This window comes from Collinsella sp. AM36-4AA (assembly GCF_003467795.1).
In the GTDB taxonomy this organism is placed as follows: domain Bacteria; phylum Actinomycetota; class Coriobacteriia; order Coriobacteriales; family Coriobacteriaceae; genus Collinsella.
In genome coordinates, this window is record NZ_QSHS01000027.1 from 25,900 (window position 1) to 31,437 (window position 5,538).

Below are 5,538 nucleotides of genomic sequence, written 5' to 3' on the forward strand. Positions count from 1 at the left end.
GGTCGTACCGGTGCCGCCGGTGGTGTCGCCGCCCGTGGTCTCGGTGGTCGTGGTCGTCGTGGTAGTTGTTGTGGTGGTTTCCTCTTCCTCTTCGTCCTCGTCCTTGTCGTCGTTCTCCGACTTCTTGGTGTTGTTGGTGCCGTAGAACTTCCAGACGCTGTTGTTCTTGTAGGTGGGCGCCGTTCCGGTCGCAAACTCCTCGCGCTCGGTACCGGTCAGAACGGTGTTCATAAACCGCTTAAAGACAGGCAGGTTGGTGCTGTCGCCCAGCAGGTCCGTGCCGTACTTTTGGATGGGGATCTCGCCCGCGGAATAGCCGGTCCACAGGGCGCACGCCAGCTGCGGGGTATAGCCGCAGAACCAAAGGTTGGTGGTGTTGTCGGTGGTGCCCGTCTTGCCGGCATAGGGCTGGTTGACACTCAGGGCGCCGGCAGCACCCGTACCGCTGCCCTTCATGACGCCGGACAGAACATCGGTGACCGCGGCGGCCTCGCCCTCGGTAAGCACCTGTGAGGGATTGTCGGTGTGCTGGTACAGCACCGAACCGGTACGAGAATCAATCTCGGTGATGGCGATCGGCTGGCGATAGTAGCCGCCGTTGGCAAACGTCGCGTAGGCGGCGGCCATCTCGAGTGGCGAGATCGAGCCGGTGCCGAGCGTCATGACGGGAACGTCCTCGATGTTGTCCTTGGCGGGGTCGATGCCGAGCTTTTTGACGAGCGAGATGATCTTGCTGTTGCCGACGGCTTCCGCCACCTGGATGTAGCCGGTGTTGGAGGAGTATGCCGTCGCCTGCTTAAGCGTGATGTTGCCGTAGCTCTGGTTGGCGTAATTTTGGACCTCGGTCGTGGTGCCCTTGGCCTTGAGCGGCGAGTTGCAGTTGAGGGTGACGTTGGGGTTCATGCCGTTTTGGATGGCAGTTGCCAGCGTAAAGGCCTTAAAGGTGGAGCCGACGGGACGCTTGGCCGTGGCATGGTTTACGTGGTTCTCGTCGGCGTTGTAGTCGTAGCCGCCCACCATGCACTTGATGTAGCCGGTCTTGGGGTCGACGACGACCATGCCCATGTCCAGGCCGTCAAGCGAGAGCGTGTCGAGCTGCTCGCGGACGGCATTCTCTGCCACCTGCTGCATCGTGGGGTCGATGGTGGTCTTGACGGTCAGGCCGCCCTTAAAGAGCACGTCGGTCGAGAACTCCTGCTCCAGCAGCTGCTTGACGTAGGAGACAAAGTAGGGCTGCGAGTATACGTCGACGCCGCTGCCCGAGATTTCGGTCACATTGAGGGTGATGGGCTCGGCCTGTGCGGCATCGTGCTCCTCCTGGGTGATGTGGCCCAGGCGCAGCATGTTGTCGAGAACCTTGTTGCGGCGAGACAGTGCCAGATCGGGATTGACCGTGGGGTCGTACTGCGAAGGCGAGTTGGGAAGGCCGATGAGTAGCGCGGCCTCGCTCAGGGTGAGGTCGGCGGCGCTCTTGGACAGATAGGTCTCGGCTGCGGCCTCGATGCCGTAGGCGCCGTGGCCGTAATAGATGGTGTTGAGGTACATCATGAGGATCTCGTCTTTGGAGTACATGTCCTCCATCTTGATGGCGATGTAGGCCTCGCGCACCTTACGCTCAATGGTCGAGTCGAATTGCTCCTCCTGCAGGATGGTGTTGCGCACAAGCTGCTGGGTGATCGTCGAGGCGCCTTCGTGCCCGCCGCCGAGGGTTGCCACCGCAGCACGCGCGATACCCCACAGGTCGATACCGCCGTGCTCGTAGAAGCGCTCGTCCTCGACGTCAACGGTGCCCTGCAGCACGTAGGGGGAGACCTCGTCCTTGGTGATGGACTTGCGGTTTTGCGTGTAGAAGCTCGCGATCTTGTTGCCGTTACAGTCGACGATCTCGGTGGGCTCGCTCACCAGATACGCGTTGGCGTCGGTGTAGTCGGGCAGATCGGACAGCCAGCGGTTGACGTTACCGACCATGCCGATGCCAAACGCCACGCCCGCAATCAGCAGAAAGCCCAAAAACGAGAGCAGGATTATGGGCAGGGCGTGCGTCTTTGAACGGCTGTGTCCCTGTCGTTGGCGAGGACCCATATATTGACCTCCAGGTATGTCGTGCCAGACGGTGGATGTGCCGTCGGGGCAGGATGGACATAAGTTATTACACGATAAACCAAACGGGGCGCGCGAGGCCTCGTGTATGCTGGAAGACGGCATTTTTCAGAGTGAATGCATACCTTGGTAAGGAGTTTGTCGATGGCGATTCGGACGATGGGGCCGAGCGGACAATACGAGACTGGATTGGATGCTGCCGGTGCGGCGCTGCCCGAGCTGCTGGCGCCGGCGGGCGGACTCGACCAGATGCTTGCGGCCATCGCCGCGGGTGCCGATGCCATCTATGCGGGGTTGGGCGGCTTTAACGCCCGTGTGAGCGCCCATGGCTTTACGGATAACGAGTTTGCGCGCGGCTGCGCCGTGGCGCATGCCCATGGCGTGCGTGTGTACGTAACGCTCAACGTGTTCGTGTTTGACGATGAGTTGTCCGACGTGGTGGCGTTGGGAGCTCATGCACTGGAGCTGGGCGCCGATGCTCTGATTGTCGCCGATGCCGGGTTGGCCTGCGCGCTGCGCGCGGCGATTCCCGGGGTCGAGATTCACCTGTCCACGCAGGCGGGCGCTCATAGCGAGGGTGCCGTGCGGCTTGCCGCCGATGAGCTGGGGGTCGAGCGCGTGACGACGGCACGCGAGCTGACGGTCGACGAGATTGCGGCGCTATGTGCCACGGGCGTGCCCATCGAGGTATTCTGCCACGGTGCGATTTGCATCGGCTATTCGGGGGCGTGCGAGTTCTCGGCCCTGCGGCGTGGGCGCTCGGCGATGCGCGGCGACTGCACGCAGCCGTGCCGTCTGGCGTACGACCTAGTGGACGAGGCGGGGCAGAGTGTTGTTGCCGTCGAGGGAGACCGCCTGCTTTGTCCGCGTGACTATCTGGGTATCGCGCACCTGCCCGAGCTTGTTGCCGCCGGCGTGGCATCGCTCAAGATCGAGGGACGCATGAAGAATCCCGATTACGTATTCAACGTGGTGAGGGTGTGGCGTCGGGCACTCGATATGCTGTGCGACGGCGCGTGGGACTCCGGTGCCGTGGAAGAGCTTGAACGCGAGCTGGGAAGGTCGTTTAACCGTGGGTTTACCGATGCTTACCTGCGGGGTCGTTCGGGTGCCGAGCTCATGAGCTTTGAGCGCGCGATCAACCAGGGCGTGCGCGTGGGGCGCTTGGTCGCTGTGGGCCACGAAGAGGTGACCGTTGAGCTCGATGCCGCCGTGGCGGCGGGTGACACGCTCGAGATTCGGTTCTATCCGGGTGTCGACGCGCGTCCCGATGTGCCCAAGCGCTGGCCGCAGGTGCCCTGCCCGGTGGATGCCGCAGCGGGGAAGCGCGTCGTCGTGCATTGCAAGCGTAAGGTGGACGCGGGCTGCGAGGTGTACCTGATTCGCAGCGCCGGCGTGCTGGGGCAAACGGCAACGGTGTTGGAGCGCATGCGGGCCGAGGCAGATGCGATTGCGCCCGTTGCGCGTGCCGTTGAGGTGCTGCCCTTTGAGGGCGTTACGGTGGATGGCGGTGCGTCGACGGAGTTGGTGGAGTGCGCGGTTCCCGCTCGCATGGTTTTTGCTTGGCAGCTGATGGATGCCGACCCGCGCGGAGAACTCGATTTGTCCGACGCTGTTGTGGTGCTTGACGAGGTGTGCCGCACGGGTGACGCTGACTGGACCCGCTCACTGATGCAGCGTGCCGGGCGCGTTGTCTGCCGCAACCTGGGACAGGTGGTGATCGCTCGCGAGCTGGGCGTGACGTTTGACGTGGCGGCGCCGGTGTTCTGCGCGAATCGGGCCACGCTTACCTGGCTGCGCGGACTCGGTGCGGGGCGGGTGTACTTGCCGGCCGAGTTGCTCGGCAATGATGCGGAGCGTATTGCCGAACTGGCTGCTGAACCCGGCGTCTGGGGTCCGGTCGACGCCGACCGTCCCGAGCTTATGGTGTGCGAGCACTGCCTGCTGACCGCCGAGGGCGTCTGCGCTACCGATGCGACGGGACAGGTCCGTTGCCGCGACTGCTTGCGTCGTCGGCAGGTGCGCTATCTGGTCGAGCGTGACGGTACACGTCTGTCAGTTGCCATCGACGCGTGCGGCAGGACGAGGATTTTCCTGTCGTAGGTGTTCGGCCGCGCCGTTTTGGTTATTATGAGTGGGTTTATGAACTTCGAGCACCGCCGTATCCGGTGAGGGTGCTATAGCAAAAGGAGGATACCCAATGCTGTCTGTCGACGAGCAAATGCGTATCATCACCTCGGGCGCAGCGCAGATCGTCCCCGAGGCCGACCTTCGCAAGAAGCTTGAGAAGGGCGAGCCCCTCAACATCAAGCTCGGCGTCGATCCCACCAGCCCCGACCTGCACCTGGGCCATGCCGTGCCCCTGCGCAAGATGCGTCAGTTCCAGGACCTGGGCCACAAGGTCACCCTCATCATCGGTAACGGCACCGCACTGATCGGCGATCCTTCGGGCAAGAATTCCACCCGCCCGCAGCTTTCGCAGGAGCAGATTGAGGCCAACGCCGAGACCTACGTGAGCCAGGCCATGAAGATCCTGGATCCCGAGAAGACCACCATCGTGCACAACGGCGACTGGATCCTGTCGATGGATCTGGCCGGCCTGCTGCAGGTGTGCTCCAAGTTCACCGTCGCCCGCATCCTCGAGCGCGATGACTTTACCAAGCGCTACCAGTCCCAGACGCCGATCGCCCTCCACGAGTTCCTGTACCCCGTGATGCAGGCCTTCGACTCCGTTCAGATCAAGGCCGACGTGGAGATGGGCGGCACCGACCAGCTCTTCAACCTGCTCGCCGGCCGCGAGCTCATGGAGAAGATGGGCATGGAGCCGCAGATCGCGCTTACCATGCCGCTGCTCGAGGGCACCGATGGCGTGCGCAAGATGTCCAAGTCCTACGGCAACTACATCGGCCTGACCGATGCTCCCAAGGATATGTTCGGCAAGACGATGTCCATCCCCGACGAGATGATCGGCAAGTACTATCGTCTGGCCAGCTCGCTCGCTCCGGCCGAGGTCGACAAGATCGACGCCGCCCTGGCCGACGGTTCTGCCGACCCCTACGAGCTCAAGCGCGCTCTGGGCCGCGACCTGTGCGATACCTACCACGGCGCCGGCGCCGGCGACGAGGCCCAGGCCGAGTTCGACCGTGTGTTCAAGGAGGGCCAGCTTGCCGACTTCCCCGAGAAGCACGTTGAGCTGACCGTCAACGACGAGGGCCAGATTTACCTCGCCGGCCTGCTCAAGGACCTGGGCCTTTCGGCCAGCGCCGGTCAGGCCCGCCGCGACATCGACGGCGGCGGCGTCAAGATCAACGGCAAGGCTGTGGCTCCCAAGAGCTACAACATCGATCCGAGCGTCCTCAAACTGGGCGACACCCTCTCCGTGGGCAAGCGCAAGGGCTTTAAGCTGGTTTAGTTACGCGGTTTTACCAAACCGCGTAA

At 63.1% G+C, this 5,538-nt stretch carries 3 protein-coding genes; 2 read left to right on the forward strand and 1 reads right to left on the reverse strand.

Features of this window, described 5'->3' with window-relative positions:
• Nucleotides 1-2,082: transglycosylase domain-containing protein (locus DW850_RS08510; RefSeq protein WP_233540647.1), on the reverse strand; the 2,082-nt coding region annotated here is incomplete at its 3' end.
• A gap of 162 nt (nt 2,083-2,244) precedes the next feature.
• On the opposite strand from DW850_RS08510, the gene DW850_RS08515 reads away from it, so the two are divergent.
• On the forward strand, nt 2,245-4,203 hold the full coding sequence (locus tag DW850_RS08515; protein ID WP_158565251.1) for a U32 family peptidase: 1,959 nt from the start codon (nt 2,245-2,247) through the stop codon (nt 4,201-4,203).
• Between the two features lie 97 nt (nt 4,204-4,300).
• Nucleotides 4,301-5,512: a tyrosine--tRNA ligase gene (tyrS, locus tag DW850_RS08520; protein WP_117786819.1), complete on the forward strand. Its 1,212-nt coding sequence runs from the start codon at nt 4,301-4,303 to the stop codon at nt 5,510-5,512.
• Nucleotides 5,513-5,538: the final 26 nt, after the last annotated feature.